This window comes from Sulfurimonas sp. (genome assembly GCF_014859695.1).
Taxonomy (GTDB): Bacteria; Campylobacterota; Campylobacteria; order Campylobacterales; family Sulfurimonadaceae; genus Sulfurimonas.
This window is the reverse complement of sequence record NZ_JACUTS010000035.1, coordinates 1-19,589: the sequence shown is the minus strand read 5'-3', so window position 1 is coordinate 19,589 and position 19,589 is coordinate 1. Positions and strand designations below refer to the sequence as shown.

At 40.4% G+C, this 19,589-nt stretch carries 15 protein-coding genes; 7 read left to right on the top strand and 8 right to left on the bottom strand.

All coding sequences use genetic code 11. The features are described from left to right. The 5 genes from IBX42_RS07485 to raiA form a co-directional block, all read left to right on the top strand. Window positions 1–447 (top strand): hypothetical protein (locus tag IBX42_RS07485; RefSeq protein WP_294931106.1); only part of this gene is annotated, 447 nt, incomplete at its 5' end. Next, the gene (locus IBX42_RS07480; RefSeq protein ID WP_294931103.1) at window positions 441–1,049 is read left to right on the top strand and encodes a type II secretion system protein; all 609 of its coding nucleotides are present in this window, start codon (window positions 441–443) and stop codon (window positions 1,047–1,049) included. The genes IBX42_RS07485 and IBX42_RS07480, both read left to right, overlap by 7 nt. Next, window positions 1,049–1,972: a prepilin-type N-terminal cleavage/methylation domain-containing protein gene (locus IBX42_RS07475; protein WP_294931100.1), complete on the top strand. Its 924-nt coding sequence runs from the start codon at window positions 1,049–1,051 to the stop codon at window positions 1,970–1,972. The genes IBX42_RS07480 and IBX42_RS07475 overlap by 1 nt, the downstream gene beginning before the upstream one ends. After that, window positions 1,948–2,406 carry a hypothetical protein gene (locus IBX42_RS07470; protein WP_294931097.1) on the top strand — a complete coding sequence of 153 codons (459 nt, stop codon included), beginning with the start codon at window positions 1,948–1,950 and terminating at the stop codon, window positions 2,404–2,406. Before IBX42_RS07475 ends, IBX42_RS07470 begins: the two co-directional genes overlap by 25 nt. Before the next feature lie 64 nt (window positions 2,407–2,470). Further along, the gene (gene raiA, locus IBX42_RS07465) at window positions 2,471–3,013 is read left to right on the top strand and encodes a ribosome-associated translation inhibitor RaiA (RefSeq protein ID WP_294931094.1); all 543 of its coding nucleotides are present in this window, start codon (window positions 2,471–2,473) and stop codon (window positions 3,011–3,013) included. An 18-nt stretch (window positions 3,014–3,031) separates the two neighbouring features. On the opposite strand, the gene recG is transcribed toward raiA, so the two are convergent. From recG to IBX42_RS07425, 8 genes are all read right to left on the bottom strand, one after another. Further along, a complete protein-coding gene (recG, locus tag IBX42_RS07460) occupies window positions 3,032–4,831 on the bottom strand; it encodes an ATP-dependent DNA helicase RecG (protein ID WP_294931091.1) in 1,800 nt (599 codons plus the stop codon). Window positions 4,832–4,914: 83 nt separating this feature from the next. Continuing rightward, window positions 4,915–6,201, bottom strand: a complete 1,287-nt coding sequence (locus IBX42_RS07455; protein ID WP_294931088.1) for a pitrilysin family protein — start codon at window positions 6,199–6,201, stop codon at window positions 4,915–4,917. Next, window positions 6,202–7,251 carry a dehypoxanthine futalosine cyclase gene (locus IBX42_RS07450; protein ID WP_294931085.1) on the bottom strand — a complete coding sequence of 350 codons (1,050 nt, stop codon included), beginning with the start codon at window positions 7,249–7,251 and terminating at the stop codon, window positions 6,202–6,204. Between the two features lie 90 nt (window positions 7,252–7,341). After that, the gene (locus tag IBX42_RS07445) at window positions 7,342–9,270 is read right to left on the bottom strand and encodes an SEC-C metal-binding domain-containing protein (protein WP_294931082.1); all 1,929 of its coding nucleotides are present in this window, start codon (window positions 9,268–9,270) and stop codon (window positions 7,342–7,344) included. 224 nt (window positions 9,271–9,494) lie between these two features. Next, window positions 9,495–10,799, bottom strand: a complete 1,305-nt coding sequence (locus tag IBX42_RS07440) for a TolC family protein (RefSeq protein WP_294931078.1) — start codon at window positions 10,797–10,799, stop codon at window positions 9,495–9,497. Continuing rightward, complete coding sequence (locus IBX42_RS07435; protein WP_294931075.1) at window positions 10,796–11,884, bottom strand: efflux RND transporter periplasmic adaptor subunit; 1,089 nt, start codon at window positions 11,882–11,884, stop codon at window positions 10,796–10,798. The genes IBX42_RS07440 and IBX42_RS07435 overlap by 4 nt, the downstream gene beginning before the upstream one ends. 1 nt (window position 11,885) lies before the next feature. Next, window positions 11,886–14,999 carry an efflux RND transporter permease subunit gene (locus tag IBX42_RS07430; RefSeq protein ID WP_294931072.1) on the bottom strand — a complete coding sequence of 1,038 codons (3,114 nt, stop codon included), beginning with the start codon at window positions 14,997–14,999 and terminating at the stop codon, window positions 11,886–11,888. Window positions 15,000–15,064: 65 nt separating this feature from the next. Then, window positions 15,065–17,071, bottom strand: coding sequence for a thioredoxin domain-containing protein (locus IBX42_RS07425; protein ID WP_294931069.1), 2,007 nt, complete (start codon window positions 17,069–17,071; stop codon window positions 15,065–15,067). Between the two features lie 79 nt (window positions 17,072–17,150). Between IBX42_RS07425 and IBX42_RS07420 the strand changes: the two genes are divergently transcribed. Continuing rightward, window positions 17,151–17,807, top strand: coding sequence for a response regulator transcription factor (locus IBX42_RS07420; RefSeq protein ID WP_294931066.1), 657 nt, complete (start codon window positions 17,151–17,153; stop codon window positions 17,805–17,807). Then, window positions 17,800–19,443, top strand: coding sequence for a HAMP domain-containing sensor histidine kinase (locus IBX42_RS07415; RefSeq protein WP_294931064.1), 1,644 nt, complete (start codon window positions 17,800–17,802; stop codon window positions 19,441–19,443). The genes IBX42_RS07420 and IBX42_RS07415 overlap by 8 nt, the downstream gene beginning before the upstream one ends. The last annotated feature ends 146 nt before the right edge of the window (window positions 19,444–19,589 follow it).

Here is a 19,589-nt window from a genome sequence, read left to right as displayed (position 1 = left end):
TTTGAGTCATACTGTTCCGGAACGGATTGTGTTAAAACTCTGCTTCCAAACGGTGTTGCTTCAAAAAATACAGATGACTTAAGATGGTTTATAAATGATAAACACAATAGTACAAATGATGGAATTATAGGTACGGTTACGCAAAAAGATGCAACTCCTGCAAATCCAACGGACGACATTGTAACTGCATCACCAGTTGAGTATTCTGTAACTTGGAAACCTACTACGGATTTAACATATAACGAAAGCAAAGGCTATCCATACAGAACAACCATGAACAATGATGCATCTCCGTGGCTCATCTATAACGAAGATGTCCCGACGGCTACCAGAAACGAGTTCCAAGTGGAGTTTGACAATATAGGTGTGTGGACAGGCGAGAATGAGACAGACACCACCACTACAACTCCTGAAGGAGCAACGACAAATAGGAGAATAATGTGGTAATGAGAAAAAACGCTCTTAGCAGAGCCGCTTTTACTATGATAGAGCTCATATTTGCTATTGTTGTGATCTCTATTGCAGTTCTCTCTCTTCCTATGATGATCCAAACGACATCAAGAGGAATTGAGCAAAACATTGTTCAAGAAGCAATTTTCGCCGCTTCTGCTGAACTTATGGGAGCGACGTCATACTACTGGGATCTAAACTCCATGCAAGATGCTGCCGCAAGCAGATTAGAGCGAGTAATAGAAGTCAATGGCGGCTGCGATGCCGACAGACTAAGACCGGGGCATGTCAATCAACCGTATCATAGAAGATGTTTAGACAGCAATACTACAGGGCTTTCAAATACGGCGGATGCTACTTTCCCAAACTTAAACAATGCTGTTCATGCGAATCAAACTATTTTTGACAATCCTGCAACAGATGCTGCCAGCTATAAAGATAATTATACCGGCACTATGGCAGTAGCTCAAGGATTAGGTGATCCAAACGTAAAAGTGCTTACCGCTTCCGTACGCAACACCGATGGAGATGTTGTAACCTCTCTTAGCATATACAGCGCAAACATCGGCGAAACAGACTACTACAGAAGGAGATTTTAATGCGTAGAGCAGCTTTTACTCTTCTGGAACTTATTTTCGTAATAGTAATAATGGGGATCTTGGCAAAATTTGGCATTGAGCTTCTCTCTCAAGCATATAAAAGTTTTATATTTTCAAGTGTCAACAACAGACTTCAGTCTCAAAGCGAAGCTGCTGTTGAGACCATCGCTTCAAGACTTCAGTACCGCATAAAAGATTCTATTATTGCAAGAAGAACTACCGATAATTCATTTGTAGGTCTGGCTGGCAATACGGACCCAGATATTCCTATACTGGAATGGGTTGGCACAGATATTGACGGCTTCCGCGGAAACACGGCAGTTCTACCACATTGGAGCGGGATAATTGACTTGAGAGACCCAAATACCGATGCTACTACTTTGGTGTCTCCGGGAACAGATACTGGAGCCTTAAATACCCTTATTGGAGTTTTGTCACATGGTAGTGGAACAGGTATAAACAATGCAGCGATTTACTTTGTTGGCTCAGATAGCGATATACGAACTGGGTATGGATGGGATACTGCAGTTGGTGCAATCACGACACAAAATGAAGCAATGCACCCAATAAGAAGTAACGGTGTTGCAAACCAATTTGTCCCGGTAAACGGAGACACAGGAGCAGACAACAACTTCAACGGTGTAGACGTTTATGAATACTATCAACTTGCTTGGACTGCCTATGCTGTCGGAATAGATGATTATGATGACACAACAAAAACAGGTACTTTAAAATTGTGGTACGACTATCAACCTTGGGAGGGAGAAAGCTATAGTGATGAGAATACAAAAAGTGCAGTTATCATGGATGACGTAAGTACTTTTCAGTTTAGAGCTACCGGCTCGATTATAAAGATACAAGTGTGTGTAAAAAGCGATTTAATAGAGGAGTATTCGTTATGCAAAGAAAAAACAGTATTTTAAGAATAAACTCTCGCAAAAAGCGCTCAGGCTTTGCTATGATAATGGCAATAGCCATTATCGTCATCATCGCTACCATCATGGCTCTCTCTCTTTCTCTTACAACAGAGACGACAAAAAGAACCGTAGACTTGTACCTCTATGAGCAGGTGGCTCTTCATGCAAAAAGTGCCGCCGAACTGGCACTCTTGGAGATCGCAAAAGAGGGTCCTTGCAGAACAATAGCCCCTTATACAATTGATTTTTATGACGTAAATGTAAGTTTGCTATACGTATATACAAACCCTTCTCCATGTACTGTTGCTCAAACATATACTGGAATTGTAACTCCCGAGCAGAACGGTTCCGTACTTATGGATGTAACCGTAAGCGTAAATGACACAAGCATAACCAGCGAGCCTATCCGCTACTTTAGAAGAACCATTCAAAAGCTCTAAATTGTGGCTATTCTAAACCATTTAATGATATAATAATTTATACTTACAATCAAAAGGATTTACTATGAATATATCATTAACAGGAAGACATGTGGAGCTTACAGAGCCTATAAAAGCACACATGAATGCATCAATAGAAACACTTAGCAAATACAATATGGACATCATATCCGTAAATCTAATCGCAACAAGTCAGACAAAAAAGGGGAAGCCTCTATCCATCATAGAGTTTGTTATAAACTTGGCGCATAAAAACTCAGTAGTTATCAAACAGAGTGATGAAGATCTTTACGCTGCTATCGACTTGGCAACAGCAAGAGCGCAAAAAGCACTCCGCCGCATGCATGACAAAGACAACCATCACCATAAAGATGGCATAAACGAAGCAAAAAGTGAAGCAAACACAAGTGTAGACCTACATGAAGCAAGCGAAGCTATGGAAGATGAGATTGTTCCAGTTGAACTTACTCTATACAAACCGCGTGAAGTTGAAGATGTTTTAAACGACATCAAAGAGAACAAAAAACTATTTGAGATCTTCATAGATAACGACGGCAAAACAAGAGTTCTTTACAAGAGAAACGACGGAAAGTTCGGACTTTATTAATAGTCCTGCAAAAGGAATTTACTTCCTTTTGCCCAAATCCTCTTTCACACTTTTTACTATCTCTTCATCCTCCGCCAAATCGACCCACTTAAACTGACTTCCGCTTTGGTTATGCCCTTTTAGTAAATCACCGCCTTTTCTAAACTTCAAATCTAAATTTGCGATGTCAAAACCGCTTGAGGTTTGTGTAAATCTATCTAGTCGCTCGGACGAACTTTGGTTTGTATATAAAAAACAGTAGCCTTTGAGTCCTGTGCGACTTACACGTCCGCGAAGCTGATGCAGAGTTGAGAGACCTAACCTCTCGGCTCCAACTATAACGACTGTGCTAAGACGCGGCAGAGAGATGCCGACCTCTACAACCGTAGTGGCTATGAGAATAGCGCCGCTTTTGTTAAATTCAAGCAAAACCTCCTCCTTCTCTTTGTCCTTCCCATGTGTTACATATACATTAGAAAATCTCTTCTCCCAAAATCCCCTTGCCTCGTCAATACTCTGATACTCCAAAACTTCACTCTGCTCAACCAGCGGATATACAAGAAGCACCTGATTACCGCTCTGTATCTCCATTTTTATATGCTCCAGTAGCTCTTTAAAATCGTTTTTATGGATGACTCTGCTTGTTATATCTTTTTTAAAAGGTGTCGTTGTAATAAGTGAAACATCTATATGCGCCGTCTCAATCATCGCCTGTGTTCTGGGGATGGGAGTTGCAGAAAACTGCAAAAAGTGGGGTTTTTTCTCTCCTGAGCTTACCAACTTCTCAAGCAAATTTCTCTGAGCCGTTCCAAAACGGTGCTGCTCATCGACCATAACAAGGGAGGCACATGGGAGCTCTCTGTAAAGCAGTGCATGCGTGCCGATGATGAAGTCATACTCATCTAGATTTATATCTTTTGTTTTGCTTGTAACGAGTGCGATTTTAATATCTGGGAGAAATTTTTTCGCCTCTGCGTAGAGCTGATTTGCTAGTATCGTCGTCGGTGCCATAAGAACTGAGCGATTTGGAAGCATCATAAGTGCAGACGCCAAAATAACCATAGTTTTTCCGCTTCCTACATCTCCGACTATCATCCGTCTTGCAGAGAGCTCTTTGCTAAAGTCTGCTTTTATCTCCTCTATGCTCTTTACCTGCTCATGCGTTAATCTAAAAGGCAGAGTTTGCGCCCACTTCTCATAATCACTACATGTAGAAGTTAACGCCTTAAAATATCTTCTCTTGTTTGAGAGCTGCTTCATGTAGCTAAAAAGTTCACTGTACTTAAGAGCATCTACAATCTTTGGTTCCAAATCTCTTAGATTCGGCACTATCTGCGCAGGAAAATGAACATGCAAAAGCTCTTCTGCAATCTCCTCTTTTAACCCCTCTGAGATGAGATTCTCTTTTGTAAGAGAACTTTGTATAAGTCGAAACATAACATCGCTCCTAAGAGCTGATTTGTACTTTGGAGTAATCGCGCCGATATTTGTCACTTTTTTGGGCATGCTCATACTGCAAAAACCGCTTTTGCACTCAACCATTCCGTAGTAGTAATCTCTATCGCCTACTTTAAACTGATGCAACATGTAGGGTTTTGGGCGAAACAGTACACCTGTAATAAGATGACCGAAATTGTGGGCAAAGAAAGTTATCTGAAGTGAATTTGGAGCTCTACAAACAGACTCTACAGTTGCATCTATAAGCTGCATTGTGTGGATTTGAAGTTTCTCGTGAACTCTTAAATCTTCGTAAGAGGATGGGACAACAAGAGCAAGCTCTATGCAGCTGCTAAGCCCTAGTTTTTTAAATTTCTCTTCTTGCTCTTTTGTCATGCTCATCTTCAATCCTCGCTATGGTTATAATAACGATTTTTCATAGAGATGCTGTAAAATATTGCAAAATGCAATACAAAAGCTCAATATTACCCTTTGGTTACTATCGCAAAGCTCATATTTAAAATCTCTTTATGCTCTTTTATAAACGCATTTAAATCTTTTAGTTTCAACATTTTGATTTTTTCAAGCTCCCCAAAAGAGTGTCCAATCTCCTGATCGTTGTAAAACTCCATAAAAGTTCTGTTTAATCTTTGGCTCATTGTCTCCACTCTTAAAGGTTCGCTTCCAAGCAGAAACTTCTTTGTCTGCTCAAGCTCCTCTTTTGTAACACCTTGTTTTACAAAATCTTCTATAACATACTTTACCGTCTCTTTGGCATCCTCAAGCGACTCTAACTTTGTCTGAAGATATCCGTTCATGTAGCTGCTTGATTTTGTCACATCCAACCTTGCATACGCTGAATAAGCAAGCCCTTTTTTAACTCGAATCTCCTCCATAAGTCTTGAACCGAATCCCCCCGCTCCCAAGATAAAAACGGCAACTCTCGCTTTGTAATAATCCTCTGAGTTTACACTTATGTTGTACGGCGAGCCAAAGTAAACGTAAGCCTGCTGTGTCTCTTTTAAAAGCACTTTTTCTTTTGCATCTTTAGCGGCTTCATACTTTATAAGCTCGTTTGATTTGCCCTTTGGAAGTGACTCTATAATTTTTGAGATTTTATCTTTGCTAGTCTCTAAATCCACATCGCCGCCTATGGCAACTATCAGCTTTGAGCTAACCATATTTTTAGATAGAAACTCTTTTACATCTTTGAGCTCAATGCCCTTTACGCTCTCAATCGTTCCAGAAGACGGATTTGCAAGCACACTTCCATCAAAAAGAAGCGCCTTTAGCTCGTTTGAGGCGATATAATCAAAGTCATTCTCTTTTCTTGCAAGAGAACCCAAGGTAGTTGTTTTTACCTTTTTTATCGACTCCTCTGTAAGATTTGGGTCGCTTAGCAACATCTCAAAATATTTGAGCCCCTCGTCAAACTCCTCTTTTAGGCAGCCGAGTTCTAAAACAAAAGTCTCTTTGCCGGTTGATGCAGATATATGGATAGCTTTGCTCTCAAGCGCCTCGGCAAACTTGTTTGAACCAAGCTTTTTTGTCCCTTCGTTCATGACTCTTGAGCTAAACTTTGCCAAACCCGCTTTTGTGCCATCCGCAACACTTCCGCTGTTTTTAAAAATAAACTGCATGGTCACCAAAGGGAGTCTTTTGTCCTCTTCAAAAATCACGGGTATTTTTGAACTTTTTACTTTTATCTCATCTATTGTTGCTGCCATAAGTATATTTCCTAAAATCAATATTGTTAAAACTATTTTTTTCATCTATGCAAATTTCTCTAAAATCTCATACGCCGTGTTTCTTACTGCCGGTATCTCGCCCATATCTCTTATGAGATGCACCATCTCACTTTTTGCCATCTTGTAAGCCGCGCCCGCAGAGCTTACGACATTCTCTTCCATCATAGTAGAACCCAAATCGTTTGCGCCAAACATCAAAGCCATCTGCCCGATATATGGACCCTGTGTTACCCATGAGCTTTGGATATTTGGCACATTGTCAAGATAGAGTCTGGCAACTGCGAGAAGCCTTAAATATCGGTTTGAAGAGGGTTTGTCCATGTCTGGAATAAGGCGGAGAAGTTCTGTGTTGTCGCTTTGAAAACTCCACATGATAAAAGCGCGAAAACCACCTGTTTCATCTTGAAGTCTGCGCACCATATCAAAGTGTTCTACTATATCTTCGTCCGTCTCAATAGTTCCGTACATCATGGTAGCCGTCGACATAATGCCTAGTTTATGAGCTTTTCTGTGAATATCTATCCAAACCTCGGAGTCAATCTTTTTTGGAGCGATGATGTCACGAACTTTGTCGGAGAGTATCTCAGCCCCCGCTCCCGGTATGGAAGCCAAACCTTTTGCATGAAGTCTCTCTAAAACCTCTTCAACGCTAATGCGCGAGACTTTAGCGATAAAATCTATTTCGATAGAACTAAAACCGTGAATTGTAATTGTGGGGTATTTTGTGTGAATATGCCCGACCAAATCTTCATACCACTCTATTTTGAGCTTTGGATGCACGCCGCCTTGAAAAAGTATCTGCGTACCGCCTATCTCAAGAAGTTCGTCTATCTTTGCATCTATCTCATCAAACGTCAAAACATAGGCATCAACGTCTTTTTCATGTCTGTAAAATGCGCAAAACTTGCAGTCCACCCAGCAGATGTTGGTGTAGTTGATGTTTCTATCCACCACAAAAGTGGTAATATTGTCGGGATGGAGCTCTTTTTTGCGAGCCGTCGCCATCCGTCCAAGCTCTTTTAAGTCTGCATTTCGTATGAGATGAAGCGCTTCTTCTTTTGTCAATCTTTTCATTTCCAACCATTTCTCTTTTTAATGATTGGATTTTACCCTTTTTTTAAAAACAAAGCGATAAAGAACAAAACCAAGCACAAAAATTACAACCTACCCGTTTCCATCAAGAAGTTTCGCTAATCTTTTTGAATCAAAATAATCAGTATCAAAAGGTTCTATGCCATACTCTTCTAGCATATCTCTGCTCTCATCTGTTGGGTTTTCAATAGCTTGCACTATCTCATTATAAGCATATATCCCGCCGCAATCCTCAAAAGGTGCAGCCCTTTTTCCGCTGATAAATTTCGGACGCAATAGCTCTTCATCGCTAGTTATAATTTTTTCTAAGACTATATCATGTGCCCAATCATCCCCAAAATCATACACATAAAGCATCTTATCTTTTTCATTTTTAAGAACATGTTCTATACTAAATTTTTGTGCCGGAAACTCTTTTTTTTCTGAAAATACTCCTTGTGAAACCTCTTCTTCATCTAGATAGCTTCCATTTTGTGTGATAAACTCCCAAAGATGTGAATTATGCCAATCAAAAAGAGTTTGAATAACTGCATGAAGTCCATAAAAGCTAAAACTTGCCGGTACTTGTACTTTTCTCCAGATATTTGGCTTTGAGCCTTTTATGTTGATTTTGAGCTGATAAATTTTATGTTTAACCTCATTTTTTGATAGAACAAGCTGTATGTTCTGGGAACTTTCTTCATAACTTTTTTGAAGCATTTGTTTCATATTGTCACCTATCTGCATATTGTAGAGTGCGTAAATCCCATCTGCTATAATTCTGCCTTTATAAAACAGAAGTGTAGTTTCAAAAAGCTGATACGGTTCAATCATTATACCAAGAGGATCGTACAAAGAGTGTACAAAATAGCTTATCTCGCTTTGTGTATCAAAAAGCACTGCACTTCCGTCTCCAAAAATTGAGGAGATGTAAAACTTTGAAAACTTATAAGAAAGACTCATCTGCTCTATAATCTCTTTATCTTTTTTCGATGCTCTTGTTGATTGAAATTCATCGCTTAGTTTTTGAAAATTAATAGCAATAAAACCCCTTATATCACTTGCTAGATTTGAATCAATCACATCTTCATCTAGGGTAAATCTTCCATGCTCATCTTTTATATATGATTTTTTATATTTTAAATCGTACATTTGGGAGTAGATTTTCGATCCAAATTCAAAAAACTTTGTCCAAGTATTGTAAAACTCTCCTATCTCTTTTTCACTAAGAGATTCTCGGGCATTTGAGGGTTTTTCGGTAACGGTTATGGCATCTGACTTTCGCTCATTTTTATTGAGACAGCATTTTTTATATTTTCTCCCACTCCCACAGGGGCATGGGTCATTTCTACCTACATTGTAAAAAGAGTTGTTAGCAGATTGACTCTCTTCTGTTGGACTTTGCTCTAAAAATTGATTTTTTCTTTGCTCATTAAGAGCTAACAAAAATACAAATATGGGAGTTGCTAGTTCTGTCATCTGTTTTTGAGTTGTGATGCTTTTATCTTCTTCCAATTCATGAGTAATGCCGATTAATGAGTAAAACAGAAAAGCCAACCCTTCACTTCCAAAAATTTTTGTAGCTTTTGCCATACTTTGGGCAGGGTCTTCATTTTCTGCAATACTAAACGCAAACTCTTCAAAAACTTCATCATAAACCATGTCTACAAAGTCGACAATAAACTTTTTTTGCTCTTGAATCGGCACACTTTTTAAAAGATAAGTCACAAGGTTTTCTATTCGCATAGCAAACTTCTCTTCATCTTCTATCATAAACATAGCAGAAGTATAATTGATAAATTTATTGTGAAAATCAAAGTATGTCTTTAAGAACATATTAGCTTTTTCAATAGATTCAAACTCTTGTTCTGCCGTTATCCTGTTGATAAGCGGTTGCATGTTTGTGTCAGCTTGTTTTTTCATAAGACTAAGAAGTATAAAACCAACTTCACCTAAGGCATTGAGCCTATTTTTACTCATTTTTTTAAGATATTTATCAAACTTTTCTATCTCATTTTTCATAGCACAATCCTCATTTATACTTGTGTGTGATAATAGCAAAAAAATTTTAAAACTCAATTAAATCAGGGGTTATTGAAGAGACTCAATATCTTTTTTCACTTTTTCAAACTCTGCGTCGTAGCTAAAACAGCTTGATATGCTTCAAAAAGAGTGCTTATCAAAAAAGAGTAATCTTCAAGCAAAGCTTTTTGCACAGGTTTTACATTTGGAATACTTTAGGGAAGCTAAAGCGTCTCGCCTTTTGCTACTTTTAAAGCAAACTGAGCTTTGTTGTAATCACTGATCGCCCTTAAGTGATTAAGCTGTGCTTGCAAATAAAACTGCTGTACCTGAAACACTTCAAATGGCTTTGCTGTTCCAAGTTTCTGGCGTTCTATACTTTGGCTCAATGCCTCTTCTGTCATATTTAATGCCTCTTTCGAGAGAATTATTTTCTCTTTTCCCAACTCTATATCTTGGGTAGCATTGGTAACCTCTTCGTTGATCTGTGCTTTCATTTGTTGCAGTTTTACCCGCTCTGTTTGGATTTTCGCATTGTATCTCTCCTCGTTTGAACGATAAAGAAGCTCTCCCAGCGGTATATTCCATAACAAAGAGACATTCAAAGCCTGTGTCGGGTAGAGCTGTTTTGAGCCTTGGTTTGGTACTACAGGTGTCACATCACCGCTCAAACCTCCAAAATAGGAGGCATAAGTATCGATGCTTAACTCAGGCATCCAAAGACCCTTGGTAATACTCTTTTTTTGTTCTTGCAATGAGAGAATCGAGGTGTCTATGGCTTTGGTTTCCGCCCTATCATCATCTCCACCGGGCCCTGCTTGAAAATCCAAAGGAAGCAGAAAGTTTTCGACACTAGAGAGCTTGATGTTGCTTTTAAGATTAAGAAGGCGTACCAACTCTGTCGATTTGCGCCCATAGTCGGATTGCGCGTTCATCATCTCCAGTTTCAGATGTGCATGATTACCTTTAGCCAACAGTAGCTCTGACTGATAGCGCAGACCCGCCTCCACCTGAAGCCCTATCTGCTGCATAAGCAGATCGGATTGCTCTGCCAAATTTTTGTATGCGCCGTATTTCAACTGCTCAAACGCCATATCATAGTAAGCATTTACACATGAAAGGAGTACCCTGTTTTTTTCGGCATCGCTCTCATAAGAGTACGCCTTTGCACTTAATTGTGCCGCCTTGGTTTTATAGATGCCCTCGGCAAAGTCAAGCCGCATCTTTACCCCTACTCCGCCCCAGAGATTGTCGCTGTCGACATCGGTATAAAAATTGCCGTTGCCGTTCATTGCGGCTCCCCATAACTGCTGGGTTTTCACCCCTGCATAAATATTTGGCAGCCACCACTCTTTGGTTTTTTCCAAATCCCTCAATGCCTCTTCCTGCTTTGATTGGAACTCTTTGATGGTGAGGTTGTTTGCACCGCCCAATTGCAAAACGCTCTGCAAGTCAACAGGCATCGTCTCGTTAGCACAAAGTAGTGCACTAAAAAGAGCACTAATAAGAGCATATCTCATGGTTTTCATAGCGGTCGCTCCTTTTTGTTTGTCAAAGATTTGGCATCAACCGATGCGCCATCAGAGCAGAACTCTTTTCCCTGAACGACAACCGCATCCTCAGCATCTATGTCGCCGTTGATAATTTCTGTAAACTTGTTGTCTCGGATTCCTGTTTTGACGACTACTTTTCTAACCTTTTGGTTCTCAACCACGTAAACAAAAGACTCTCCCTTTATATTGCCGAGTGCTTCGTTTAAGACGGAGAGTGTATCTTTATGCCCGTTGATTGAGATGTTGACTTTGGCGTACATTCCCGGGCGTATCGTAAACTCTTTGTTGGCAATATCGATTTGCACCTCCATGGTTCTAGTAGCCTCATTCAAGCCAAAAGAGGTACGGGAGACCTTCGCGTTGAAATCTTGATTTGGCAATTCAGGAAAAACAATATTTGCGATCATCCCTTTATGTATGAGCGGTGCGTCGCTCTCGGGAACATGGACATTTAAACGAATCGGATCAATATCTTGAATCTCAAACAATGCGGCACTGTTTGCGTTGTTCAGTGCATTTTGAATGATAGCCCCTTTGTCGACAAAACGCTGAGTTATCACTCCCGAAAAAGGGGCTTTTACACTCAGATAAGCAATCTGTACCGCTACGGCGCTCAGCTCTGCTTTAAGGCTTTCAAACTCGGCCTTGGCATTCTCTACATCAAAAACGCTGGTAAGCTGCGGCGTTTTTTCATAAACATTTCTAAGTCTCTCATAGAGTGCTTTTTTACCGTTAAACTCCGCCTGTAGTTTTGCTCTTTGGCTAAGCAGTTCAGGGTTGTCCAATACGGCAACAACATCTCCCCCGCGGACAAAATCTCCGATATCGACGGTTGTCTGTTTGAGATACCCGTCGCTCATGGCATATATCTGAACCTGCTGATTCGGTTTTGCACTCCCTGCAATAGAGACAGAGGCATTAAAGTCATGTGTTTGCGCATTGGCAACAAGAACACTCGGAGTGCTTTTTTCTTCTGTTTTAGCCTCTTTTTGGGAAGCATCGTCTGTGCATCCGCTAAAGAGTAAAACAGCAATGCTTAAAATGGATAGAAGTGAGTGCATATTATTTTCCTTTTATTGTTGAGCTTTTTTTATTGAACATAAAGAACAAGATAGGGACAACGAACAGTGATAAGACTGTTGCCGCCCCAACGCCGCCGATAATGGCGCGAGCCAGCGGAACATTGGCTTCTCCGCCCGTTTCGTACCCAAGCGCCATAGGCACCATCGCCAAGATGGCAACCGTTGCCGTCATAATAATAGGGCGGAAGCGGTTCGCAACCCCCTCTTTAATTGCTTCGTGCAGATTTTTGCCTTCATTGTAAAGATTGTTCATTTTATCAACGAGCAGATTGCTATAGGCAACGGTAATTCCCACCATCATAATGATCCCCATCATAGATTGTATATTAAGATAAGTATCTGTTGCCAAGAGCATTGCAACAACACCGATAAGTCCCAAAGGGATAACTGCGATAATAATTAGCGGTAGAGTAAATGAGCGCAGCAGCGGAACAATAACCAGATAGACAAGAAAAACAGCAAGCGCCAAACCTAAACCCAGGTTACTAAAGCTCTCCTTCATGCTTTGTATCTCCCCTTTTATCTCTACTTTATACCCATCAGGAATCTCTTTGCGCAACTCTTGGAGCTCCTGCTCTACTTCGGTTGCAACTGAGCCGATGTCTCTTCCCTCAACATTAGCATACACATCTGTAACGCGTTGCAAATCGAGATGATTAATCTCAATAGGAGCCGATGTAAGAGATGTCGTTGCAATATTTTTAAGCTGTGTTATTTTTCCGTTTGTTCCCATCATGGTAATGTTCTCAACAGATTTTGGATCATCTAACTCTATTTCAGGGTAAGTAACTCCGACATAATAGTGATTACCGTTTTTTTCATCTATCCAAAACGATGGCTTAAAATTGACCGAGGAGTTGAGAGCTGAAACTGTATTTTTAACAACCTCGTCTGCATTTATTCCCAACATTGCCGCTTTTGTTCTGTCAATGTCGACTTTAATTTCCGGATGGTCATAACGCTGATGGATACGAACATCCTCAGTGCCTCGTATGTTTTGAACAATTTCGCGCACCTGCACCGCGATCTCATGCGCTTTATGCAGGTCATTTCCGCTTATCTGTACATCGATAGGTGATGGAAGTCCGAAGTTCAAAGCACTTGTAACGATTCCGCCCGTGTTGAAAATGAACCCGACTCCCGGAAACTCCTCTTTAAGTTTTATGCGTAAACTTTTGACATAATCGGCTGTTTTGGTCGTATGGTTTTCTTTGAGCTGTACGGCAATGGTGCTGTCTTGCGTTCCGGAATTGGTGGTGTATGCCGCCGGCCAATCGTTTAGAACTCCCATGTTTGAGACAATCAGATTGACATCATCGCCTATCTCTTTTTCAAGAAAGTTTTCGATGCGTGTAATGGTCTGCTCCGTACTCTCAAGTCTTGTTCCGCTCTCCATGCGCACATCCATAGAGATCTGGCCTACATCCATTTGAGGGAACAACTCCCGTCCGATTTTTTGAAATCCGAATAAAGATAGGAGAAACAGCGCCAAAACCATGCCTAAAATCAGCCATCGCATTTTAAGCACACCGTCCATGGTTCGGACATAGCGGCGTGTCAGCGCATCTACCCCTTTTTCAAACGCGCCTAAAAATCCTTTAGGTTTGCGCTCTTTGTCGTAACCCTTGAAAAATGCCGCCGCCATAATGGGAACAAGCGTCATTGAAAAGAATCTAGAACCAATCATCGCCAGCGAAACAGTGATTGCCAAGGGAGCAAAGAGAAATTTGGAGATACCGGTCAAAAACAGAATCGGAAAGAAGACGATGATGATGGTCAAAGTCGTTACCAGCACCGGCAAGGCGACCTCTTTGGCGCCATCGTACGCCGCTTGAGCCGATGTTTTCCCCAGTTTTAGATGTTTGTCGATATTTTCAAGCACAACAATACTGTCATCTACCAATAAGCCGATAACCAAGGCGATACCGCCCAGAGTAATAGAGTTGATGGTGTCACCTGTAAAATAGAGTCCGATAAAGGCGAACATCACCGAGAGAGGAATACTTAAGCCCACGATAAACGTCGAGCGTATATTTCCCAAAAACAACAGCAAAGCCCCCGAGACCAATATCAGCCCGATAATGCCCTCTTTGATCAGTCCGTCGATCGAGTGGCGCACATAGCTTGACTGATCAAGAATGACGTCAAGATTTATGGATGCCGGCAGACGCTCTTTGAGTTCTGAGAGCTTCTCTTTTACCGCATTTACGGATGCGATGGTGTTGGCACCTGTGCGCTTGTAAATAGGGATGTAGACCTGCCGTTTGCCGTTGATATGAACGACATTGGTCTGAATGGCACTGGAGTCTTTGGCGTAACCGATATCTTTTAAAAAGATCGGGGCGCCGTTTGCTCCTATTTTGATGACAATATTGTTAAAATCATCCACCTCAGGCAGCATCCCGTTGGCATTGACGCTGTAATTGATGTTTCCGATGTTCACATCACCCGTGGGTATCATCACATTGTTTTTTTGCAATGCAGCAAGGACATCGCTCTGAGAGAGATTGTATGCTTGCAATTTTTGGGGATGAACATACAAAAAAATACGGCGAAGTTTTCCTCCATACACCGCAGGGGCGATAATCCCCTCCACCGAACCCAGCAGATTGCGCAGCTGAAAATAGGCAACATCATAAAGCTCTTTCTCGCTCATGCTCTCACTGCTCACCGCCAGCAGTGCCAAAGGGGTCGATGCGGTGGGATCGTACGGCATCACCATCGGAGGAACGGTCCCCGGCGGCAGATAATACAAATCCGACATCGCCAATGAGGTGACTTGAGAAAGTGCCGCATTGGGATCGGTCTCTTCGCTAAAAAAGTTCTTGACGATACTCACTCCGATCATACTTTTGCTCTCTTGCTTGACAATCCCGTTTGACTGCCCAGTCCAGCGTTCAATACGGCTTGTGATGTCTTTTTCCATCACCTCTGCAGGCATACCGGGATAAAGTGTTAGTACCTGAACGGCAGGCGTATTGTAATTGGGTAGAATATCGACGGGTAAGCGTCCAATGACGATGGCGCTAATTACAGCGATGAGTAGTGACAAAACAATAATAAGATGTTTGTTTTTGAAAGCCAAATCTAACATATTTATTCCTTAAAAACTATTGTAGTTAAGAAATAATACCTCTCTAAAGTGCCTACAAAGTGCTTTTACCTCTTTAGGAGAGATTCAATATCTTTTTTCACTTTTTCAAACTCTGCGTCGTAACTAAAACAGCTGTTTATCTTGCATGCCAGATACTCGTTTGCGTCATAAACATACTTGTAAACAAAGGGGTGCTTTATTTCGTTTGTATCAAAACTCTCCAAATTACTTTTTGTTGACTTTATAAAAACACTATCATGCTCAAACATAAGAGATGCTAGCGTGGCGGTCGGGTAGCTTGAGGGATTTGCGTTTATTGCACTGCTAAAACTTTCTATCATATCTTTTGCCATCGCAAACTTTTTCATATCAGCCAAAACGGTGGCATAGTTTAAAAGGTTGATACTTTGCTGTGCCAATGCACTTGCGTAGGCTCTTTCGCTAATATCCGCGTATGTTTCAAAGCCGTCGTTTGACTCTAGCCATCTACCATTTTTATAGAAGAGCGTTATACTTTTTGCAACAAGTTGTTTATATAGATTGAAATATTTTTGCTCTAAGGTCGCTTGATATGCCTCAAAAAGAGCGCTTGTTAAAAAAGCATAATCCTCAAGCAGAGCTTTTTGCGTAGGTTTTACATTTGGAATACTTTGATGATAAAGCTCGCCCTTGACATACATCTTCTCAAGCAGAGCGTCAAGAGATTTTTTTGCTTCTAATATGTACTTTTTATCAACTGCACCCGCTTTAAACTTCCCTTTGATATATAGAGCATTCCATGCCGTATTTATTTTATTGTCAATAAACGGATACTCTCTTGTTTTTCGCATCTCCAAAAGCAGCTCTTTTACCCTTTGAAGAGCTTTTGGTGCGACATCTGCCGTGATATGCGGATTGCTCAAGTGCCCCTCAAAGTTTCCATCTTCGGAAATTCCAAGATACCCTAGTGCAGCGTTTATTACCGACTCTTTTAAACCTCTTTTTTTGAGATACTCAAATGCCTCATCATGCTCATAGACAAAGTAATATCCCTCCTCGTTTTTTCCCTCACGGTTTTTACTATCGGCATTGCTCGCACTCATGTAGACGCCGCCGATTTGAAATCTTCTGTCCATTTGCGCGATTGTCTCGTCTATGATTTTTTTATAAAGAGGGTTTTTGGTATGTTTGTATGCCAAAGAGTAGGCTTCAAGAAGTTCTCCGTTTGTGTAGAGCATCTTCTCAAAATGGGGAATCTGCCACTTCTCATCGACCGTATATCTATAAAAACCGCCCTCTATCTGATCGTAAATCCCGCCTTTTGCCATAGCATCCAGTGACATAAGGGCCATATCAAGGCTCTCTTTGTTTTTTGTTATCTCGTAAAGTTTTAAAAGCAGTGTGATTTTTGAAGCCTCGGGAAATTTCGGTCGATTTGAAAAACCGCTGTTATTAAAGTCGTAATATGACTTAAAGTCGCTGATTGTTTTGTTTGCAAGACCTGACATAAGCTGGACTTTCTGATTTGAAAACTTTTGACTCTGCTCAACTGACAAAAGCACTTTTTCGCCAATTTGAGCTAACCTTTGATGAGAGATTGTTGCAACGCTGTTTATAATATCCACTAAACCACGAGAACCGTAACCCTCAGACAAAGGAACATAAGTTCCGCTAAAAAAGGGCTTTTTATCAGCACTCATCATAATTGTCAAAGGCCAGCCGCCGCCTTTTGAGTTCATAGTTCTATAAACCTTTTGATAAAAACTGTCTATATGCGGAAGCTCCTCTCTGTCAATTTTTATGCTTACAAAATATTTGTTGAGCAGTTTTGCGAGATGCTCGTTTTCAAAACTCTCATGCGCCATCACATGACACCAGTGACATGTAGAGTACCCAATGGAGAGGAAGATAAGTTTGTTCTCTTTTTTAGCCTTAAGAAATGCCTCTTCACCCCAAGGGTACCAATCAACCGGATTATCTTTATGCTGTAAAAGATAGGGCGATGTCTCTTTAGCCAAGCTGTTTGAAGCTGCTGCCGACTCCCTAAAGAGAACAAAAAAAGATAAAAATAAAATAAGTGTTATAATTTTCATAAATTACTCCTGCATTTGAGATTACATTATAATGATAATAGACAAAAGTGCCGCTAAAGTGCTGAGAGATTAGGTTAAGATGAAAATACTCCTTTTAGAAGACGACGAATTTATCTGCAAAGAGATACAAAACTATTTTGAGTTAAACGACCATCAGGTTGACTATTTTCATGATGGCGAAGCGCTTTTAGACAACGCTCTCTTGCAAAACTACGACATATTTTTGCTCGACATTAACACGCCTAAAAAAAACGGTTTTGAGACGCTTAGAGAGATTCGCAAAGAAAACATAATGACTCCCGCAATCTACATAACTGCCCAAAGCGATATAGAACATGTCAAAAAGGGGTATGATTTAGGGTGCAGCGACTATGTAAGAAAGCCTTTTTTGCTTGAAGAGTTGGAGCTTAGAATTAACCAAACTTTGCATAAAGATGCGGCGAAAAACAGTATGAAAATCAGTGAAAATTATCGTTTTGATCTTAGCACTATGAGGCTTTTTTACAAAGATGAAGCAGTTGATTTAAGTGTGCATGAAAAGAAACTTCTCTACATTTTGAGTAAAAACATAAACCAAATCATAACCACCGATATTTTAAAAGATTACGTTTGGGACAACAAAGAGGTGCAGGACAACACGCTAAGAACGCAGATAAAAAAACTGCGCGCTAAACTGCAAGAGAACTTTATACTCAATGTAAGAAATGCAGGGTACAAGATAAGCAGCTATGAATAAATTAAAATTCGGCATCAAGCTTTTTTTCTCATATATCATCTTTACCCTAATCCTAATCCTCTCTATCGCCGTTGTGCATCTCTATTTTTCAAAAGAGCAGCAAGCACAGCAGTTTTTAAAAGAGACAAAGCTTCAAAGCGGTGAGAAAAAAGAGAAATTTGATGCGCATATAAAGATGAAAAAAGATGCGCTGCTAGCCGTTTCACAAAATGAACAGTTTTTAGATTTTGCTCTCAACTCCAAAGAAAACTACTTTGTAAATCTGCTTTTTATAACGCTGATGGATGCAAATAAAGATTATATGCAGATGCGTTATATAGATAAAAATGGTTTGGAGCTTTTGAGGTTTGAGAGAGACAGAGAGTCGAAAAAAATCAAAAAAACGCCAAATCTGCAAGACAAGGCACAGAGAGACTATTTTCAAGAGGTCTTAAAAATGGGGCAAAATGAGGTTTTTATCTCAAATATCGACCTTAATGTAGAACATGAAAAGGTGGAGATTCCGCATAGATCTGTAATTCGATTTGCCACGCCTATCTACCGCAATGAAAAATTTATGGGAATCTTAATCATCAATGTTTTTATGGACGCATTTTTACAAAACCTTATAAGCTCGACACTTTATGATATCTCTTTAGTAAATGAAGAGGGCTACTTTATCAAGCACCACAAACAGGAGCTTGCGTGGACAAAAGCCGACATAAAAGATGAGGCAAGGGAGAAAAAACATCTTTTACAGCCGCTTTTTGTAGGGGAGCATAAAGTAGATATGCTCCTCGTTGAAAATGAGGCAACGCTACAAAAAACAAAAAGCTATAACAATAAAATGATAGGCGTTATCCTTCTTTTTGCCGTCATTATGGCGCTTCTCTTTACCGTTATCTTTACAAGAGCGCTTAAAAACATATTTGATCTTGTAGCACTTCAAGCGCAAAGGCTCGACACTCTGCTTCAAAGCCAAAGCAAACTTGCCGAACTTGGCGAGATGGTTGCGAACATCGCCCATCAATGGAGGCAGCCGCTCACAAGAGTCTCTCTTATACTTCAAAACCTTAAAGCGTTTAAAGCAAAAGAAAAAATGAGTGATAAGATGTTTACCGACTCCATGCAAAGCGCACTTTCTCAAATAGAGTTTATGTCAAACACCGTTGATAACTTTAGAGATTTTTATAAAAATGATGCAAATAAAACCGAGTTTTTCATAGAAGATGCCTTGCAAAGTGTTTTAAACATCATCGGTGAACCCATAAGACACTTAAACATCAAACTATCCATCAACTCCTCGCAAAAAACTGCTCTCTTTGCAAATAAAAATGAGTTTTCTCAAGTCCTGCTCAACCTCATCGTCAACGCCAAAGACGCTATAAAAGAGAGAGCTGTGCAAGATGGTAAAATCAGCATCAATATAAGAGAAGAAAACGGCAGCATTACTATCGAAGTTTGCGATAATGCTCTGGGTATAGAAGATGCACTAAAAGAGAAGATATTTGACCCCTACTTTAGCACAAAAAAAGACAAGGGAACGGGCATCGGGCTCTATCTGGCAAAAACGATTATTGAGGATAAAATGGGAGGAAAACTAAGTGTAAAAAACTCCCAAGAGGGAGCCGTTTTTACTATTAGACTCTATTTTTGAACGCAATTTGAGCTAAGCCCAAATTTGCTACGCTAGCCGCTTAGGCACTGAAGCTTACCTCTGAGGAGGTAGAATTATTTACTGATGTTATGCACTAAAACGAACTCGTCCGTTTTAGTGGCAGGGACAAATGTCCCTACAACCCC

Bases quoted from the DNA above. Each gene is read 5' to 3' on its own strand.
- IBX42_RS07475 (WP_294931100.1), top strand. From the start codon at position 1,049: ATGCGTAGAGCAGCTTTTACTCTTCTGGAACTTATTTTCGTAATAGTA.
- IBX42_RS07470 (WP_294931097.1), top strand. From the start codon at position 1,948: ATGCAAAGAAAAAACAGTATTTTAAGAATAAACTCTCGCAAAAAGCGC.
- raiA (WP_294931094.1), top strand. From the start codon at position 2,471: ATGAATATATCATTAACAGGAAGACATGTGGAGCTTACAGAGCCTATA.
- recG (WP_294931091.1), bottom strand. From the start codon at position 4,831: ATGAGCATGACAAAAGAGCAAGAAGAGAAATTTAAAAAACTAGGGCTT.
- IBX42_RS07455 (WP_294931088.1), bottom strand. From the start codon at position 6,201: ATGAAAAAAATAGTTTTAACAATATTGATTTTAGGAAATATACTTATG.
- IBX42_RS07450 (WP_294931085.1), bottom strand. From the start codon at position 7,251: ATGAAAAGATTGACAAAAGAAGAAGCGCTTCATCTCATACGAAATGCA.
- IBX42_RS07445 (WP_294931082.1), bottom strand. From the start codon at position 9,270: ATGAAAAATGAGATAGAAAAGTTTGATAAATATCTTAAAAAAATGAGT.
- IBX42_RS07440 (WP_294931078.1), bottom strand. From the start codon at position 10,799: ATGAAAACCATGAGATATGCTCTTATTAGTGCTCTTTTTAGTGCACTA.
- IBX42_RS07435 (WP_294931075.1), bottom strand. From the start codon at position 11,884: ATGCACTCACTTCTATCCATTTTAAGCATTGCTGTTTTACTCTTTAGC.
- IBX42_RS07430 (WP_294931072.1), bottom strand. From the start codon at position 14,999: ATGTTAGATTTGGCTTTCAAAAACAAACATCTTATTATTGTTTTGTCA.
- IBX42_RS07425 (WP_294931069.1), bottom strand. From the start codon at position 17,071: ATGAAAATTATAACACTTATTTTATTTTTATCTTTTTTTGTTCTCTTT.
- IBX42_RS07420 (WP_294931066.1), top strand. From the start codon at position 17,151: ATGAAAATACTCCTTTTAGAAGACGACGAATTTATCTGCAAAGAGATA.
- IBX42_RS07415 (WP_294931064.1), top strand. From the start codon at position 17,800: ATGAATAAATTAAAATTCGGCATCAAGCTTTTTTTCTCATATATCATC.